Genomic DNA, 20,565 nt, shown 5'->3' with positions numbered 1-20,565 from the left:
GTCAGGGTGTGCTGGCGTTGGAGACCCGGGACGCCCTGCACCTCCTCGACACCGCACTCGCGACCAAGGAACCGAACCTCGTGGCCGCGCGCCTGAGTGCCCGGGGGACCGACCAGGTGCCCATGGTGCTCCGCGAGGTCGTTCGCGTCCCTGCGGCCCCCACGAACGTCACGCCCGACGAGGCGGCCGAACTGCGGCAGCGGATCGAGGGTGCGACGCCGCAGGCCAGGGAGCGGATCATCGGCAAGCTGGTCCGCTCGCACGTCGCCGCGGTGCTCGGACACGGCGGCCCGGAGCACATCGACATGGAAGCCGGCTTCATGGCGATGGGTCTCGACTCGCTGGCCGCCGTCGATCTGCGCAACCGGCTCGGCAAGGCCACCGGCCTGGCCCTGCCCGCCACGCTGCTGTTCGAGCACCCGAGTCCGCATGCGCTGACCCGCCACCTCGACGGCGAACTGCCTCGCCCCGAGGAGACGACGCCACCACCACCGAAGGACGCGGGCCCGGACGAACGGCCGGGTGCCGCACAGCCGAGCGTGCTCGACACGCTGGAGTCGGCATCGGCCGACGACGTACTTGATTTCATTCGACGGGAGTTCGGGCGCTGATCATGACCGACAACAAGCTGCTCGACAACCTCAAGTGGGTCACCGCCGAACTGCACCAGACGCGGCAGAGGCTGCGTGATGCCGAGTCCGCCGCCGGTGAACCCGTCGCCATCATCGGAATGGCCTGCCGCTACCCCGGCGGCGTCCGGACGCCCGAACAGCTCTGGCGGCTGGTCGAACGCGGTGAGGACGCCATCACGGACTTCCCCACCGACCGCGGCTGGGACGTGGAAGGCCTCTACGACGCCGATCCCGAGCACCTCGGGACCTCCTACGTCCGGCGCGGCGGCTTCCTGCACGACGCGGCCGAGTTCGACGCGGGGTTCTTCGGCATCTCGCCGCGCGAGGCGGTGACGATGGACCCGCAGCAGCGGCTGATGCTGGAGGTCGCGTGGGAGGCGCTGGAGCGGGCGGGGGTCGATCCCGAGTCCGTGCGGGGCAGCCGGACCGGCGTGTTCGCCGGGATGATGTACCACGACTACAGCGGCCTGCTGGAGCGCGCGTCCGAGGAGTACGAGGGGTTCTTCGGGAACAGCACGTCCGGCAGTGTGGTGTCCGGCCGGATCGCCTACGAACTCGGCCTCGAAGGGCCCGCGGTCACCATCGACACCGCCTGCTCGTCGTCCCTGGTCGCGCTGCACCTGGCGTGCCAGGCGCTGCGGAAGGGCGACTGCTCCATGGCGCTCGCCGGTGGGGTGACGGTGATGGCCACGCCGCGGCCGTTCATCGACTTCAGCCGGCAGCGCGGGCTGGCCCCCGACGGCCGGTGCAAGTCGTTCGCGGACGGCGCGGACGGCACCGGCTGGGCCGAGGGCGCCGGCGTGCTCCTGGTCGAGCGGCTGTCGGACGCCCTGCGCAACGGGCACCCCGTCCTCGCCGTGGTCCGCGGTTCCGCGGTCAACCAGGACGGCGCGAGCAGCGGGTTCTCCGCGCCGAACGGTGCCGCGCAGCAGCGGGTCATCCGCCAGGCCCTCGCCGATGCCGGCCTCACCGTCGCGGACGTCGACGCCGTCGAGGCGCACGGCACGGGCACGCCGCTGGGCGACCCGATCGAGGCGCGTGCGCTGCTGGCCACCTACGGCGCCGACCGCGCGGGCGGGCAGCCGCTGCTGCTGGGCTCGGTCAAGTCCAACATCGGGCACACCCAGGCCGCCGCCGGTGTGGCCGGCGTGATCAAGATGGTCATGGCGATGCGCCACGGCACCTTCCCGGCCACCCTGCACGTGGATGCGCCCTCGTCCCACGTGGACTGGTCGGCGGGCGGCGTTCGGCTGCTCACCGAGGCTGCGCCCTGGCCGGGAACGGGGCGGGTCCGCCGTGCGGCGGTGTCCGCGTTCGGCGTCAGCGGCACCAACAGCCACGTCGTGCTCGAACAGGCACCGGCCGCTGCCCCGGGGACGGTCACCGACCCGCCACCGGTCGTCGCCCCGGTCGGCACCCCCGTGCCCTGGCTCCTGTCGGGGCGGACCGAGGACGCGCTGCGCGCGCAGGCCCGATCCCTGCGGTCCCACCTCGACGATCACCCGGAGCTGCCGCTCGACGACGTGGCCTGGTCGCTCAGCCACAGCCGGACGGCCTTCCGGCACCGGGCGGTCGTGCTCGGCGCCGACCTCGGCGAGCTGCGCGAGGGCCTCGGCGCCCTCGCCGCGGGCAACGGCGCGCCGGCCGTGGTCGAGGGCGTCGCCGAACAGCGCCGGGGCCGGGCCGTGTTCGTCTTCCCCGGCCAGGGTGCGCAGTGGGTCGGCATGGCCCTGGAACTGATGGACTCCGCACCGGTCTTCGCGGCCCGCATGACCGAGTGCGCCGAGGCCCTGGGTCCCTACGTCGACTGGTCCCTGCCGGACGTCCTGGCCGACGCCGAGGCGCTGGAACGCGTCGACGTCGTCCAGCCGGCCCTGTTCGCCGTCATGGTCTCGCTGGCCGCGATGTGGCGCGCCGCGGGAGTCGAGCCCGCGGCCGTGGTGGGGCACTCGCAGGGCGAGATCGCGGCGGCGTGCGTCGCCGGCGCGCTGTCCCTGGACGACGCCGCCCGGGTGGTGGCCCTGCGCAGCCGGGCCCTGGTGCGGCTGGCCGGACAGGGCGGCATGGTGTCCGTGCCGCGGCCGGCCGGCGACATCGAGCTCGGCGGGGGTCTGTCGATCGCCGCGGTGAACGGCCCCCGGTCCACGGTGGTGTCCGGCGACCCGGAGGCGCTGGCGGCGCTGCTGGGGTCGGACGAGCAGGCCCGCCGGATCCCGGTCGACTACGCGTCGCACTCACCGAGCGTCGAGATCCTCGCCGACGAGGTGGTCGGTGCACTGCGGGAGATCCGCCCCCGGGCCTCGCAGGTCCCGCTGTACTCCACGGTGACCGGCGGCCTGCTCGACACCACCCGCATGGACGCCGAGTACTGGTACCTGAACCTGCGGGCGACGGTGCGCTTCGAGCAGGCGGTCCGCGCGCTCGTCGAGCAGGACCACGCCGACTTCGTCGAGGTGAGCCCGCACCCGGTGCTCGCGTTCGGCATCCGGGAGGTCCTGGACGACAGCGGCCGGACCGGTCTGGCCGCCGGGACCCTGCGCCGCGGCGACGGCGGTCGCGGCAGGTTCCTCGCCTCGCTGGCGGAGCTGTACACGCACGGCGTCGCCGTCGACTGGGACGCCGTCATCGGCGGCGCCCCGCGACGGGTGGACCTGCCGACGTACGCCTTCCAGCGCACCCGGTACTGGCCGGCCGGTCTGCGGGACGGCGGCAGTGCCACGGGCGACTTCGCCGTGTCCGACCACGCCTTCCTCCACATGGCACTCGGCCTCGCCGACGGCGACGGATTCGTCCTCACCGGGCGCGTCTCGCTGGAGACCCACCCCTGGCTCGCCGACCACACCGTCCTCGGCCGGGCGCTGCTGCCGGGCACCGCGCTGCTCGACCTGGCGGTCAGGGCCGCGGACCAGGCCGGCTGCGGACGCGTCGACGAGCTCACCTTCGAGACGCCGGTCCTCCTGCCCGACGACGGCGCCCTGCAGATCCAGGTGATCGTCGCGGCACCCGACCCCACGGGCCGCCGCGCGCTCGACATCTACACGCGGCCCGCCGACACCGCGGACCAGGAGTGGGTGCGGTGCGCGGGCGGCGCGCTGGCGGTGCACCCGGGAGCGGTGCCGGCCGGCCCGGCCTCCTGGCCGCCGGCCGGGGCGGAGCCCGTCGACCTGATCGACCACTACACCCGCCTGCACGACCAGGGACTCGTCTACGGACCGGCCTTCCAGGGCCTGCGCGCCGCCTGGCGCGCCGGCGACGAGGTGTACGCCGAGGTCGTCCTGCCCGAGGAGAGCGGTTCCGGCCGGTTCGGCGTCCACCCGGCCCTGCTCGACGCCGGCCTGCACCTCGCCGGCCTCGTCGGACCGGTCGGCCAGGACGCTCCCCGCCTGCCGTTCTCCTGGACCGGCGTGAGCCTGCGCGCGGCCGGCGGAACCACGCTGCGCGTCCGCCTGACGGGCATCGGACCCGACGCCCTGGCACTGCTGGCCATGGACGCGACGACCGGCGCGCCGGTGCTGTCGGCCGAATCCCTGGCGGTCCGGCCGGTGTCCGCGGCGCAGCTCGGCACCGCCCACGACGCCGCGCTGTTCCGGCTCAGCTGGCGTCCCGCCTCGGCCGACGAGCAGGCGTCGCCCCGCCCGGTGGCGGGGGACACGGTCGTCACCGTCGACCAGGAGACCCCGCGGCAGGCCGTGCACGCCGTCCTGGAGCGGCTGCAGTCCTGGCTGTCCGAGGAGAGGTCCGCATCGGCCCGGCTCGTGATCGTCACCCGGGGCGCCGTCGCCGTCCGGCCGGGCGAGGACCCGAGCGACCTCGCGGGCGCCGCCGTGTGGGGTCTGGTCCGGGCGGCCGAGATCGAGAACCCCGGCTGCTTCGTCCTGGTCGACCTGGACGGCACCGACCCCGAGAGCCACGGCCTGACGCTGGCGCTGGACTCCGGTGAACCCCAGGCCGCCGTTCGCGACGGCGTCCTGCACGTCCCGCGCCTCGCCCGCCTCCCGCTGTCCACCGGACCGGACGTCACCCCGTTCGACCCGCAGGGGACGGTGCTCATCACCGGCGGCACCGGAGTCCTGGGCGGCCTGGTGGCCCGCCACCTGGTGACCGAACACGGCGTGCGGCACCTGCTGCTGCTGAGCCGCAGCGGCGACGCGGCCGAGGAGACGCTGAGCGAGCTCGCCGCCCTCGGCGCCGCGGTCCGCGTCGTCGCCTGCGACGCCGCTGACCGTGCGGCCGTCGGCTCGGTCCTCGCCACCGTGCCGGCCGAACACCCGCTACGTGCGGTGGTGCATGCCGCCGGTCTGCTCGACGACGGACTGGTCTCCGCGCTCACCCCGGAACGGGTGGATGCCGTGCTCCGGCCGAAGATCGACGCCGCGCTGGTCCTCGACGAGCTCACCCGCGACCTCGACCTCGACGCCTTCGTCCTCTTCTCCTCGGCGGCCGGCACCCTGGGCGCCGCGGGTCAGGCCAACTACGCCGCCGGCAACGCCTTCCTCGACGCGCTGGCCGCCCGGCGGCGGGCACGCGGCCAGGCCGCCACCGCGCTGGCCTGGGGCTTCTGGGAACCTCGCAGCGGCATGACCGGCCATGTCGACGAAGCCGATCTGCACCGGATCAACCGGTCCGGCATCGCCGCGCTGACGGCCGCCGAAGGACTGGCGCTGTTCGACCGCGCGCTGGCCTCCGGTGAACCGGCGCTGCTGCCCGCACGACTGGACCTCCCGGCCCTGCGCACCGCCGACACCGCCGTCGCGCCCGTCCTGCGCGACCTGGTCCGCGTGCCCGTACGCCGCGGCGGCGACGACGAGGACCTGAGCGCCCGGCTCGCCCGGCTGCCCGGCGACCGGCGCACCGACCTCCTGCTGGACCTGGTCAGGACCCGGGCGGCGGCGGTGCTGGGGCACGGGTCCGCGGCCGCGGTGGCGGCGGGGCGGCCGTTCCGGGAGGTGGGGTTCGACTCGCTGACGGCTGTGCAGTTGCGTAACGCGCTGTCGACGGCGACGGGGCTGCGGCTTCCGGCGACGTTGGTGTTCGACTATCCGACGCCGGTGGCGTTGGCCGGGTTCCTGCTGTCGTCGTTGGTCGCGTCCGGGGAGTCGTCGGATTCGTCGGCGGCGGCCGGGCGTGCCGTGGCGGCGCGGGTGACGGCGGGGGCCGACGAGCCGATCGCGATCGTGGGGATGGCCTGCCGCTACCCCGGCGGGGTGCGGTCGCCGGAGGACCTGTGGCGGTTGCTGAGCGACGGCTCCGACGCCATCACCCCCTTCCCGACCGACCGGGGCTGGGACCTCGGCGCCCTCTACGACCCGGAGCGCAGCCGCCCGGGAACCAGCTACGCCCAGGAGGGCGGGTTCCTCGACGGAGCCGGTGACTTCGACGCGGAGTTCTTCGGGATCTCGCCGCGTGAGGCGTTGGCGATGGACCCGCAGCAGCGGCTGCTGCTGGAGACGTCGTGGGAGGTGTTCGAGCGTGCGGGCATCGATCCGGCCACGCTGCGCGGCAGCGACACCGGCGTCTTCGCGGGGGTGATGTACCACGACTACGGCTCCCGACTGACCCATGTCTCGGACGACATCGAGGGATACCTGGCCAACGGCACGGCGGGCAGTGTCGCCTCCGGCCGGTTGTCCTACACGTTCGGCCTGGAGGGGCCGGCGGTGACGGTGGACACGGCCTGTTCGTCGTCGCTGGTGGCGCTGCACCTGGCCGTGCAGTCGTTGCGGCAGGGTGAGTGCTCGCTGGCGCTGGCCGGTGGTGTGACGGTGATGTCGACGCCCACCATGTTCGTGGAGTTCAGCCGCCAGCAGGGCCTCGCACCGAACGGCCGCTGCATGGCCTTCGCTGCCGCCGCCGAGGGGACGGGGCTCGCCGAGGGTGTGGGCGTGCTGTTGGTGGAGCGGTTGTCGGACGCGGTGCGTAACGGGCATCGGGTGTTGGCGGTGGTGCGTGGCAGTGCGGTGAATCAGGATGGTGCGTCGAACGGTTTGACGGCGCCGAACGGTCCGTCGCAGCAGCGGGTGATCCGGCAGGCGTTGGCGAACGCCCGGTTGTCCGCCGCCGAGGTGGACGCGGTGGAGGGGCATGGGACGGGTACCACGTTGGGTGACCCGATCGAGGCGCAGGCGTTGCTGGCGACCTACGGGCAGGAGCGGCACGAGCCGTTGTGGCTGGGGTCGGTGAAGTCGAACCTGGGTCACACTCAGGCGGCGGCGGGTGTGGCGGGTGTCATCAAGATGGTGATGGCGATGCGCCACGGTGTCCTGCCGGCCACGTTGCATGTGGATGAGCCGTCGTCGCATGTGGACTGGTCGGCGGGCGGGGTGCGGTTGCTGACGGAGCAGGTTGCGTGGCCGGAGGTGGAGCGTCCGCGTCGGGCTGGTGTGTCGTCGTTCGGGATCAGTGGCACCAATGCGCACGTGATTCTTGAGCAGGGGCCGGCGGAGGAGCCGACGGAACTGCCGGTGCAGGCCGGGCCGGTGCCGGTGGTGTTGTCGGGTCGGACGGCTTCGGCGGTGCGGGATCAGGCGGCGCGGCTGCGGTCGTTCGTCGCCGAGCGGCCGGAGGTGTCGGTGCTGGACGTGGCGGCGTCGGCCGCTGGGCGCAGTGTGTTCGACCACGGTGCGGTGTTCGTGGTGGAGGACCGGGCCGCTCTGCTGCGGGAGTTGGACGCGCTGGCGGCCGGGGACGGCGGGATCGAGTCGGACCTCGTTGCTGGAGGGGGTCTCGGCTTCCTGTTCGCGGGCCAGGGTACGCAGCGCGTAGGCATGGGAGGCGACCTGTACGAGTGGTTCCCGGTGTTCGCGGATGCGTTGGACGAAGTCCTCGAACTCCTCGGTATCCGTGGGGAGTTATTCGGTGCGGATGCCGAGGCGCTGGAGGGGACGGGTGTCGCGCAGCCGGCGCTGTTCGCGTTCGAGGTGGCGCTGTTCCGGCTCTGGGAGTCGTGGGGTGTGCGGCCGGACGCGGTGGCGGGTCACTCGGTCGGTGAGATCGCGGCCGCTCATGTGGCGGGTGTGCTGTCGCTGGAGGACGCGTGCACCTTGGTCGCCGCACGTGGCCGGCTGATGCAGGCGCTTCCGGCCGGTGGGGTGATGGTGGCGGTGGAGGCGTCCGAGGAGGAGGTTCTGCCGCTGCTGGACGGGACTGTGTCGTTGGCGGCGGTCAACGGGCCGACGTCCGTGGTGATTTCGGGCGCCGAGGACGCGGTGGAGCGAGTCGTGGCCGCGCTGTCGGATCGTCGCTCGCGGCGTCTGCGGGTCAGCCATGCCTTCCACTCGCCCTTGATGGAGCCGATGCTGGACGAGTTCCGCCAGGTTCTCGCGGGTCTGTCGTTCGAGGCGCCGACGCTGCGGTTCGTCTCGACGGTCACGGGTGCTCCGGTGGCGGAGGAGATCGCCACGCCCGAGTACTGGGTGGAGCATGCCCGCCAGGCGGTGCGTTTCGCCGATGCGGTGTCGGCGCTGCACGCCAATGGGGTGGAGACGTTTGTCGAGCTCGGCCCCGACGGCGTGTTGAGTGCGATGGGGTCGGCCGTGGTACCGGCGGGGGTGTTCGTCGCGTCGGTGCGCCGGGACCGCGACGAGTGCGCGGCGGTGCTGAGCGCCCTCGCCCACGCGCATCTCCGTGGTGCCAGGGTCGACTGGCAGGCGGTGTTCGGCCGTTCGGGTCCGGCCGTCGTGGATCTGCCGACGTATGCCTTCCAGCACCAGCGGTACTGGCTCGCGAGTGACGGGTCCCGGGCGGGGGACATCAGCGCCGCCGGCCTCGACGCGGCCGACCACCCGTTGCTGGGCGCGGCCGTCGAGCTGCCCCAGTCCGGTGGCCACCTCCTGACCGGACAGCTGGCCACGGCTGCCGAGGGATGGCTGGCCGACCACGAGGTACGGGGCACCCGGCTCGTCCCGGCCACGGTGTTCGTGGAGCTCGCGCAGCGGGCCGCCGACGCGGTGGGCTGCGGCTCCATCGCCGAACTGACGCTGGAAGCGCCGCTCGCGCTGCCCGAACAGGGCCGTGTGGCGGTACAGGTGGCCGTCTCCGAGGTGGAGGCCGGGACGGGCGATCGCGCGTTCAGCATCCATGCCAAGCACGCAGGCCAGGAGTGGATCCGGCACGCCGGGGGCTTCCTCGTCGCCCCGCTCCCGGACGCCCCGTCCGGCTTCGGGACGGAGTGGCCGCCGCGCGGCGCCCGGCCAGTGAGCCTGGACGGCCGCTACCGGCAACTGGCCGAGGACGGATTCCACTACGGCCCCGCGTTTCAGGGCCTGCGGGCGGTCTGGCGTCGTGGTTCGGAGGTGTTCGCCCATGTGGCGCTGCCCGAGGAGGTGGGCAGCGGACGGTTCGGACTGCACCCGGCCCTGCTCGACGCCGCGTTCCACGCCTGGCACGCCGACGGGGCCGGGGAGCCCGGCAGGCTGCCTTACAACTGGCGTGGCGTCGGGCTCTTCAGGACGGGGGCCTCGGAGCTGCGGGTCCGGTTGACGCCCGCGGGCGAGGACGCCGTCACGCTCGTGGCGACGGACGCCGAGGGCACACCGGTCGTCGCGGTGGAGTCCCTCTCCTTCCGCGCCGTCTCGGACGGTCAACTGCGTGACGCCCGCCAGGGCGGCACCGACTCGCTGTTCCGCATCGACTGGCAGCCGGTCGCCACCGCGGCGCGAAGCGGCGACGGCCACCGGCTGATCCGGTGCGTGGGCGACGGGCGCTCCGTGCGTGCCGTCCTGAGCGAGGCGCTGACGTCCGTACGGGAGTGGCTGGCGCAGGACGACCGCCCCGCGTCCGAGCGGCTCGTCGTCGTGACCCGGGGCGCGGTGCCGGGCCACCGGGACGGCAGCGTCACCGATCTCGCCGGGGCCGCAGTCTGGGGCCTGATCCGCTCCGCCCAGGCGGAGCATCCCGATCGGATCGTGCTGGTCGACACCGACACCGACACCGACCCCGATGACGATCTGGCCGCGGCGGCGGTCGCGACCGGCGAACCGCAGCTGGCCGTACGCGGTGGAGCACTCCACGTACCGCGTCTGGTCCGCACCGGGACCGTCGCCGAGCCGACCGTGTGGGACCCGTCGGGCACCGTGCTCATCACCGGCGGCACCGGCCTGCTGGGAGCGGCGACAGCCCGCCACCTGGTCGTCCACCACGGCGTGCGGCACCTGCTGCTGGCCAGCCGCAGCGGCGACGCCGGCGACCTCGTCGCGGAACTGGCCGCGCACGGGGCGGACGTGGCGGTCGCCGCCTGCGACGTCGCCGACCGCGAGGCCGTCGTCCGGCTGCTGGCCGCCATTCCGGTCGAACACCCGCTGACCGCGGTGGTGCACACCGCCGGTGTGGTCGACGACGGCGTCCTGGACGTGCTCACCGAGGAGCGGCTCGACACCGTACTGCGCCCGAAGGCCGACGCGGCGTGGCTGCTGCACGAACTCACCCAGGACCTGGACCTCGACGCGTTCGTGCTCTTCTCCTCCGTCGCCGGCACCCTGGGCGGCGCGGGTCAGGCCAACTACGCGGCCGCCAACGCCTTCCTCGACGGCCTGGCCCACTACCGACGGGGGGCGGGGCTTGCGGCCACGTCCATCGGATGGGGACTGTGGGCCCCCACCGGTGGTATGGCGGGACGGCTGGACGAGGCCGACCTGGCACGGATGCGGCGGGCCGGTGTCGACGCCCTCGGCATCGACGAGGGACTGGAACTGTTCGACGCCGCGCTCGCCTCGGCCGAGCCGGCGGCGGTCGCCGCGAAGCTGGACACCGCCGCCTTGGGCCGCGCCGCCCAGTCGGCCCCCGACGCGCCCGTACCGGCACTGCTGCGTGCGCTGGTACGACCGGTCGGCCCGCGCGGTCGCGGCGCGGCCGCGACGTCGGCCTCCGACCTGGCGCACCGTCTGGTCGCGCTGCCTGCGGCCGAGCGGCACGACCTGGTCCTCGATCTCGTTCGCCGACGTGCGGCGGCGGTGCTGGGGCACGGGTCCGCGGCCGCGGTGGCGGCGGGGCGTTCGTTCCGGGAGGTGGGGATCGACTCGCTGACGGCGGTGGAGCTGCGCAACGCGCTGTCGACGGCGACGGGCTTGCGGCTTCCGGCGACGTTGGTGTTCGACTATCCGACGCCGGTGGCGTTGGCCGGGTTCCTGCTGTCGTCGTTGGTCGCGTCCGGGGAGTCGTCGGATTCGTCGTCGGCGGCCGGGCGCTCCGTGGTGACGGCGGGGGCCGACGAGCCGATCGCGATCGTGGGGATGGCCTGCCGGTTCCCGGGCGGGGTGCGGTCGCCGGAGGACCTGTGGCGGTTGCTGAGCGACGGCTCCGACGCCATCACCCCCTTCCCGGCGGACCGGGGCTGGGATCTCGACGCGCTCTATGCCCCCGACCCCGACCGGGCGGGCACCTCGTACACCCGCGAGGGCGGGTTCCTGCACGACGCGGGTGACTTCGATGCGGAGTTCTTCGGGATCTCGCCGCGTGAGGCGTTGGCGATGGACCCGCAGCAGCGGTTGTTGCTGGAGACGTCGTGGGAGGTGTTCGAGCGTGCGGGCATCGATCCGGCCACGTTGCGCGGCAGCGACACCGGCGTCTTCGCCGGCCTGATGTACCACGACTACGCGTCCGGGCTGTCCACCGTGCCGGAGGAGCTGGAGGGGTACCTGGCCGGCGGCAGCGCAGGGAGCGTCGTTTCGGGGCGGTTGTCCTACACGTTCGGCCTGGAGGGGCCGGCGGTCACCGTCGACACGGCGTGTTCGTCGTCGTTGGTGGCGTTGCATCTGGCGGCGCAGTCGTTGCGGCAGGGTGAGTGCTCGCTGGCGTTGGTCGGTGGTGTGACGGTGATGTCGACGCCGGGGGCGTTCGTGGAGTTCAGCCGTCAGCGGGGCCTGGCGGAGGACGGCCGGTGCAAGTCGTACGCGCAGGCGGCGGACGGCACGGGTTGGTCCGAGGGTGTGGGCGTGCTGTTGGTGGAGCGGTTGTCGGACGCGGTGCGCAACGGGCATCGGGTGTTGGCGGTGGTGCGTGGCAGTGCGGTGAATCAGGATGGTGCGTCGAACGGTTTGACGGCGCCGAACGGGCCGTCGCAGCAGCGGGTGATCCGGCAGGCGTTGGCGAACGCCCGGTTGTCCGCTGCCGAGGTGGACGCGGTGGAGGGGCACGGGACGGGTACCACGTTGGGTGACCCGATCGAGGCGCAGGCGTTGCTGGCGACCTACGGGCAGGAGCGGCACGAGCCGTTGTGGCTGGGGTCGGTGAAGTCGAACCTGGGTCACACTCAGGCGGCGGCGGGTGTGGCGGGTGTCATCAAGATGGTGATGGCGATGCGGCACGGTGTGCTGCCGGCCACGTTGCATGTGGATGAGCCGTCGTCGCATGTGGACTGGTCGGCGGGCGGGGTGCGGTTGCTGACGGAGCAGACGGCGTGGCCGGAGGTGGAGCGTCCGCGTCGGGCGGCGGTGTCCTCGTTCGGGATCAGTGGCACCAATGCGCACGTGATTCTTGAGCAGGGGCCGGCGGAGGAGCCGGGTGTTTCGTCGCAGGCCGGGCCGGTGCCGGTGGTGCTGTCCGCCGCCGGAGAGGTCGCACTGCGGGCGCAGGCGGCGCGACTGTTGCGGCACGTGGAGGCGGAGGCGGCTGAGGACGTGGCCGGTCTGGGCTTCTCGTTGGCGACGACGCGTGCGGCGCTGGACCACCGTGCGGTGGTGGTGGCTGGTGACGCGGCCGAACTGCGGCGGGGCCTGCTGGCGTTGGCGGCGGGGGAGCCCGACGCGGGTGTGGTCACCGGCAGCGCGACGAACGGCGGGTGGGCGTTCCTGTTCGCGGGGCAGGGTGCGCAGCGGGTCGGTATGGGGCGCGCGTTGTATGAGCGGTTCCCGGTGTTCGCGGGGGCGTTGGACGAGGTCCTTGAACGTCTCGGTATCCGTGGGGAGTTCTTCGGTGCGGATGCCGAGGCTCTGGAGGGGACGGGTGTCGCGCAGCCGGCGCTGTTCGCGTTCGAGGTGGCGTTGTTCCGGTTGTGGGAGTCGTGGGGTGTGCGGCCGGATGCGGTGGCGGGTCACTCGGTGGGTGAGATCGCGGCTGCTCATGTGGCGGGTGTGCTGTCGCTGGAGGATGCGTGCACCTTGGTTGCCGCTCGCGGTCGGCTGATGCAGGCGCTTCCGGCGGGCGGGGTGATGGTGGCGGTGGAGGCGTCCGAGGAGGAGGTTCTGCCGCTGCTGGACGGGACTGTGTCGTTGGCGGCGGTCAACGGGCCGACGTCGGTGGTGGTTTCGGGTGCCGAGGATGCGGTGGAGCGGATCACAGAGGCCCTGGCGGATCGCCGCTCGCGCCGCCTGCGGGTCAGCCATGCCTTCCACTCGCCCCTGATGGAGCCGATGCTCGACGACTTCCGCCAGGTACTCGCGGGTCTGTCGTTCGAGGCGCCGACGCTGCGGTTCGTCTCGACGGTCACGGGTGCTCCGGTGACGGAGGAGATCGCCACGCCCGAGTACTGGGTGAAGCACGCCCGTAAGGCGGTGCGTTTCGCCGATGCGGTGTCGGCGCTGCACGCCGACGGGGTCGAGACCTTCGTCGAGCTCGGCCCCGACGGTGTCCTGAGCGCGATGGGTTCGGCCGTGGCGCCGACTGGGCGGTTCGTCGCGTCGGTGCGGCGGGACCGGGACGAGTGCGTGTCGGTGCTGACCGCGCTCGCCCACGCCCACGTTGGTGGTGCCCGGGTCGACTGGCAGGCGGTGTTCGGCCGTTCGGGTCCGGCCGTGGTGGATCTGCCGACCTATGCCTTCCAGCACCAGCGGTACTGGCTGGACCGTCCCGCCGCTGCCGCGTCCTCGGGCGCGGTGGACAGCGAGTTCTGGGCCACGGTCGAACGCGCCGACGTCGACGACTTCGCCGCCACGCTCCAGCTCGCACAGGATGCCTCGCTGGACTCTGTCCTGCCCGCCCTCTCCGCCTGGCGTCGACGCCGGGACGCGGACGCCAGGACGGACGAGCTCCTGCACCAGGTCGTCTGGCGCCCGGTGCCCGAGCAGGGGTCCGGCGCGCTGACGGGGACCTGGCTGCTGGTGACGCCGCCGGCCGGCGAGGAGCGGTGGGAGTGGGTCGCCCGGGCGCTGACCGACCACGGCGCCGAGGTGCTCCGCGTGCCGTTCGGCGCTGTCACGGAAACGCAGGCCGCGCTCACCGGTTCGGGCCCGATCCGGGGCGTCCTGTCGCTCGTTCCACTCACCGCCGAGTTGGAGCCCGGGCTGCCGTCCGGGGTGGTCCACACCCTGGCGCTGTTCCGCGCGCTCGGGGACCAGGGCATCGAGGCTCCCCTGTGGAGCATCACCGCGGGGGCGGTCTCCACTCGCTCCGACGACTCGTTGGCACGGCCGGACCAGACCGCGGTGTGGGGATTCGCGCGGGTTGCGGGGGTGGAGCACCCGTCGCGGTGGGGCGGCGTGATCGACCTGCCGTCGACCCCTGACGGCCGGACCGCCGAGCGGCTGATCTCCGTGCTGGCCGGGGCGGTGGACGAGGACGAGGTGGCGATTCGCGCTGAGGGGATCTTCGGCCGGCGCCTGGTGCCCGTCCGCACCCCTGGCGCAACGGTCGCCGAGGGACTGCGACCGCGTGGCACGGTACTGATCACCGGCGGCACCGGTGTCCTCGGTGCGGCCGTGGCACGCCGGTTGGCCGAGCAGGGGGCCGAACATCTGCTGTTGACGAGCCGCCGTGGCGGGGCGGCTCCGGGCGCGCCCGAGCTGGAGGACGAACTCGTCGCGCTGGGCGCCCGGGTGACGGTGGCCGCCTGCGACGTCGCCGACGCCGAGGCGCTCGGCGTGCTGCTGGACACCGTCCCGGCGGAGGTCCCGCTGACGGCGGTCGTGCATGCGGCCGGGATCCTGGACGACGGCGTGATCGACTCGATGACCGCCGAGCGCTTCGAGGCCGTGTTCCGGCCCAAGGTGGACGCCGCGTGGAACCTCCACGACCTCACACGCGACTGCCGGCTCGACGCGTTCATCCTCTTCTCCTCGCTGGCCGGCACGGTCGGCTCGGCGGGTCAGAGCAACTACGCGGCGGCCAACGCCCTGGTGGACGGCTTCGCCGCGTACCGTCGCGGACAGGGTCTGCCCGCGACCAGTGTCGCCTGGGGGCCGTGGGCGGACGGCGGCATGGCGGACCGGGCCGTCCGGGACCGTCTGACGAGGAACGGCGTCTCCCCCCTGTCCGCCCAGCAGTCCGGCGACGCTCTGCGCCGGGTCCTGGACCTCGGCCTGACCACCGCCCTGGTCACCAGGACGGACTGGGACCGGCTCGCCGTGGCCCACGCCGCCGCCCGGCCGACCCGCCTGTTCGCCGAGCTGACGGACGCCGTGACGGCGACCGCGAGCGAACGCGGCCCGGCCCAGGACCTGGCCCGCAGGCTGGCCGGTCTCGCGGACGCCGAAGCGCGGCGGTTCCTCCTGGAGACCGTACGGGCCGAAACGGCCGCGGTGCTCGGGCACGCCACGTCGGACAGGCTCGACCCGGACCGCTCGTTCCGGGACCTCGGCTTCGACTCCCTCAGTGCGCTGCAACTGCGCAACGCCCTGGGCTCGATCACCGGGATCTCCCTGCCCGCGACCCTGGTCTTCGACCACCCGAACCTCGCCGCTCTCGTCGACCACCTGCTCGCCCGGCTCGCGGACGCCCCGGCCGCCGACCTCCCGGTGCCGCGCACGGGGGCGGTGTCCGCGCAGACCGACGAGCCGATCGCGATCGTGGGCATGGCCTGCCGGTTCCCGGGCGGGGTGCGGTCGCCGGAGGACCTGTGGCGGCTGCTGAGCTCGGGCTCCGACGCCATCACGTCCTTCCCGACCGACCGGGGCTGGGACATCGACACGCTGACCGGATCCGGCCGCTCCGGCGCGTCCGCCGTCCAGGTGGGCGGCTTCATCGAGGACGTCGCCGGTTTCGACGCGGAGTTCTTCGGGATCTCGCCGCGGGAGGCGCTGGCGATGGACCCGCAGCAGCGGCTGCTGCTGGAGACGTCGTGGGAGGTGTTCGAGCGGGCCGGGATCGATCCGGCCACGCTGCGCCGCAGCGACACCGGCGTCTTCGCCGGCACCAACGGTCAGGACTACACCGCCCTGCTGCGCGACACGACGCGGGAGCTGGAGGGCCACGCGGCCACCGGCGCCGCCGCGTCGGTGGTCTCCGGTCGACTGTCCTACGCCTTCGGTCTGGAGGGACCGGCGGTGACGGTGGACACGGCGTGTTCGTCCTCGCTGGTGGCGCTGCATCTGGCGGCGCAGTCGTTGCGGCAGGGGGAGTGCTCGCTGGCGCTGGTGGGCGGGGTGACGGTGATGTCGACACCGGCGGCGTTCGTGGAGTTCAGCCGCCAGGGCGGGCTGGCGGAGGACGGCCGGTGCAAGGCCTTCTCGGCCGCCGCGGACGGCACGGGCTGGTCCGAGGGCGTCGGCGTGCTGCTGGTGGAACGGCTCTCGGACGCGGTGCGCAACGGGCATCAGGTGCTCGCGGTCGTGCGGGGCAGTGCGGTGAACCAGGACGGTGCGTCGAACGGTCTGACGGCGCCGAACGGGCCGTCGCAGCAGCGGGTGATCCGGCAGGCGCTGGCGAACGCCCGGCTGTCCGCCGCCGAGGTTGACGCGGTGGAGGCGCACGGGACGGGCACCCGGCTGGGTGACCCGATCGAGGCCCAGGCGTTGCTGGCCACCTACGGCCAGGAGCGTCCGGTGGAGCGGCCGTTGTGGCTGGGGTCGGTGAAGTCGAATCTCGGCCACACGCAAGCCGCTGCCGGCGTGGCGGGCGTGATCAAGATGGTGCTGGCCATGCGCCACGGAGTGCTGCCCGCCACGTTGCACGTGGACGAGCCGTCGCCGCACATCGACTGGTCGGCGGGCGGGGTACGGCTGCTGACCGAACAGACGGCCTGGCCGGCGGCGGACCGGCCGCGTCGGGCGGGTGTGTCCTCGTTCGGGATCAGCGGCACCAACGCCCACGTCATCCTTGAGCAGGGGCCGGTGCGGAGCACGGAGGCGCCCCAGGACGGCGAGCGGTCGCCGGGCTTCGCGGGACCGGTTCCCGTCGTGCTGTCCGGCCGGAGCGCCGGCGCGGTGCGGGCGCAGGCCGCGCGCTTGCTGGCGTTCGCCGACGGCGGGCATGCGGTGGCCCTCACCGACCTCGCCTATGCGTTGGCGACGACGCGTGCGGCACTGAACCATCGTGCGGTGGTTCTGGCGGACAGCGCGTCGTCGCTCCGGGCCGGTCTGACCGGGCTGGCGGCGGGCGAGGTGGTCGAGCAGCTGGTCGCGGGGAGTGCGGCGGCGCCGGGCGGTCTCGGGTTCCTGTTCGCGGGGCAGGGTGCGCAGCGGGTCGGCATGGGCCGTGGGTTGTACGAGCGGTTCCCGGTGTTCGCGGGTGCGTTGGACGAGGCCCTTGAACGTCTCGGTATCCGTGGGGAGTTCTTCGGTGTGGATGCCGAGGCGCTGGAGGGGACGGGTGTCGCTCAGCCGGCGCTGTTCGCGTTCGAGGTGGCGTTGTTCCGGTTGTGGGAGTCGTGGGGTGTGCGGCCGGATGCGGTGGCGGGTCACTCGGTGGGTGAGATCGCGGCTGCTCATGTGGCGGGTGTGCTGTCGCTGGAGGACGCCTGCACCTTGGTCGCCGCTCGCGGTCGGCTGATGCAGGCGCTTCCGGCCGGTGGGGTGATGGTGGCGGTGGAGGCCTCCGAGGAGGACGTCCTGCCGCTGCTGGGTGACGACGTCGCGCTCGCGGCGGTCAACGGGCCGACGTCGGTGGTGGTTTCGGGCGCCGAGGACGCGGTGGAGCGGATCACAGAGGCCCTGGCGGATCGCCGCTCGCGCCGCCTGCGGGTGAGCCATGCCTTCCACTCGCCCCTGATGGAGCCGATGCTGGACGACTTCCGCCAGGTACTCGCGGGTCTGTCGTTCGAGGCCCCGACGCTGCGGTTCGTCTCGACGGTCACGGGTGCTCCGGTGGCGGAGGAGATCGCCAGGCCCGAGTACTGGGTGGAGCACGCCCGCCAGGCTGTTCGCTTCGCCGATGCGGTGTCTGCGCTGCACGCCGACGGTGTGGAGACCTTCGTCGAGCTCGGCCCCGACGGTGTCCTGAGCGCGATGGGTTCGGCCGTGGCGCCGACTGGGCGGTTCGTCGCGTCGGTGCGGCGGGACCGGGACGAGTGCGTGTCGGTGCTGACCGCGCTCGCCCACGCCCACGTTGGTGGTGTCCGGGTCGACTGGCAGGCGGTGTTCGGCCGTTCGGGCCCGGCCGTGGTGGATCTGCCGACCTATGCCTTCCAGCACCAGCGGTACTGGCTGGACCGTCCCGCCGCTGCCGCGTCCTCGGGCGCCATCGACAGCGAGTTCTGGGCCACGGTCGAACGCGCCGACCTCGACGCGCTGGCCGACACGTTGAACGTGGCGCCGACGCAGCAGGCCGCCCTGGCCGAGGTCCTGCCGGCCCTGGCGGCGTGGCAACGGGAACACCGGGAGCAGTCCGCGACCGCCTCATGGCGCTACAAGGACGCCTGGAACCGTGTGGTCCGGACGGAGCTGCCCACCCGGTTGACCGGCGTCTGGGTGCTGGTGGCCGGGGAGGCGGAGGCGGCGCACGAGGTGATCAGCCGTGCTCTGGAGGACCGGGGCGCGACCGTGCGCCGCGTCGACCCGGCGGACCGCGCTCGACTCGCCGAGCGGCTCCGTGCGGTGCACGACGAGTGGGTTGTCAGCGGAGTGGTGTCCGTCCTGGCCTGGGACGAACGCCCCGACCCCGCCTCGCCGGACGAGCTCACGCTCGGTCTGACCGGCACGCTGGGCCTCGTCCAGGCACTCGGTGATGCCGGGGTGACGGCACCGCTGTGGTGCGTGACGCGCGGCGCGGTCGCGGCGCACCACGACGACGAGCCGGTGCGGGCGGCACAGGCGGCGGTCTGGGGGCTGGGCCAAGTGGCCGCAGTGGAACACCCGGATCGGTGGGGCGGGTTGATCGACCTTCCCGCGAGCATCGACGGGCGCGCCGACACAGAGGCCGACACAGAGGCCGACACAGAGGCCGACATAGAGGTAGAGGCAGAGGCAGAGGCCGTGCGCCTCGCCGAGGTGCTCGCCACCGCGCTCGCCGACGTGACGAACGGCGCCCTGCATGAGGACCAGCTGGCCGTCCGCACGTCCGGCGTGTTCGGCCGCCGGCTCGTGCCCGCCCCTCCGGTGCGACGCCGGAACCACCGACGGCTCAGCGGAACGGCGCTCATCACCGGCGGCACGGGTGCGCTCGGGGCCCAGGTCGCGCGCTGGGCGATCGGGGAGGGAGCCGAGCACGTCGTGCTCGTCGGCAGGCGCGGGCCGGCCGCGCCCGGGGCGGCGCGGTTGGAGGCGGAGTTGACGGCCCTGGGCGCCGAGGTCACCCTCGCCGCCTGCGACGTCGCGGACCGCGACGCACTGGCCGCGCTCCTGGCAGGGCTCCGGGAGACCTGCCGGCTGACGGCCGTGATCCACGCCGCCGGCACGCTCGACGACGGGGTCATGGACGCGATGACTCCGGAGCGGTTCGCCACCGTCATGCGGGCGAAGACGATCGCCGCCCGTCACCTGAACGAACTCACGAGCGATCTGGACCTCGACGCGTTCATCCTGTTCTCCTCGGCGGCCGCCGCTGTCGGCGCCGCAGGACAGGCCAACTACGCGGCGGCCAACGCCGCCCTGGCGGCCGTGGCCGGACAGCGCCGGGCCGAGGACCGCACGGTGACCCTGGTCGCCTGGGGACCGTGGGCCGACGGCGGAATGGCGGACAACGCCCTCGTGTCGCGCCAGCTGCGCCGCAACGGCATCACCCCCTTGCGGGCGGAGGCGGCGCTGGCCGTCCTGCGGCAGGCGTGGGAGGGCGACGAGACCACGCTGACCGTGATCGACGTGGACTGGGAGCGGTTCGTCGCCGCGGCGACGACCGCCCGGCCCGCGCCGCTGCTCGGCGAACTGTCCGCCGTCCGGTCGGCCTGGACGGAGCACGACGGCGCATCGCTCTCCGGCGTGGCGGCACGGTTGTCCGGAGCCTCGGAAGCGGACCGGACACGCATCCTGCTGGGCCTGGTCCAGGAGCAGGCCGCCGCCGTCCTCGGCCACCGGGACCCGGGCACCGTCCGGCCCGACCGCGCGTTCGGTGAGCTTGGTTTCGACTCGCTGACCGCCGTGGAGTTCCGCAACCGCCTCGTCACGGCCACGGGCCTCGCCCTGCCGACCTCCCTGGTCTTCGACCACCCCACACCGACGGCACTGGTGCGTCAGCTGCGGGCCCGCTTCGGCCCGGCCACGGCGGACGCCCCGGCGGCCGGCGGGCTCGTCACGACCGGCACCTCCGCCGACGAGCCGATCGTGATCGTGGGGATGGCCTGCCGCTACCCCGGCGGGGTGCGGTCGCCGGAGGACCTGTGGGACCTGGTGCGGACCGGCGCGGACGTCGTCTCCGACTTCCCGACGGACCGGGGCTGGGACCTCGACGCCCTCTACGACCCCGAGCGGAGCCGCCCGGGAACGACGTACTCCCGCGTGGGCGGATTCCTGCACGACGTGGCCGACTTCGACGCGGAGTTCTTCGGGATCTCGCCGCGGGAGGCGCTGGCGATGGACCCGCAGCAGCGGCTGCTGCTGGAGACCTCGTGGGAGGCGATCGAGCGCGCGGGCATCGACCCCCACGCGCTGCGCGAGAGCCAGACCGGGGTGTTCATGGGGACCAACGGTCAGGACTACGTCACGCTGCTGCGGCAGCCCCCGGAGGAGCTGGAGGGGTACGCGGGCACCGGTTCCGCGGCCGCTGTCTTCTCGGGGCGGCTGTCCTACACGTTCGGTCTGGAGGGGCCGGCGGTGACGGTGGACACGGCGTGTTCGTCGTCGTTGGTGGCGTTGCATCTGGCGGCGCAGTCGTTGCGGCAGGGTGAGTGCTCGCTGGCGTTGGTCGGTGGTGTGAC

Annotated in this window: 2 protein-coding genes; both read left to right on the top strand. The window is 73.6% G+C overall.

From position 1 onward, the window contains the following. Positions 1–611 (top strand): beta-ketoacyl reductase (locus AB0J08_RS37765; protein ID WP_360643398.1); only part of this gene is annotated, 611 nt, incomplete at its 5' end. Positions 612–613: 2 nt separating this feature from the next. Next, a partial coding sequence (locus AB0J08_RS37760) for a type I polyketide synthase (RefSeq protein WP_360643395.1) occupies positions 614–20,565 on the top strand: 19,952 nt, incomplete at its 3' end.

The sequence above is a fragment of the Kitasatospora sp. NPDC050463 genome, assembly GCF_040655255.1.
GTDB lineage: Bacteria > Actinomycetota > Actinomycetes > Streptomycetales > Streptomycetaceae > Kitasatospora.
Note: the sequence above shows the minus strand (reverse complement) of the source record. Positions and strands in the feature narration are given on the sequence as shown.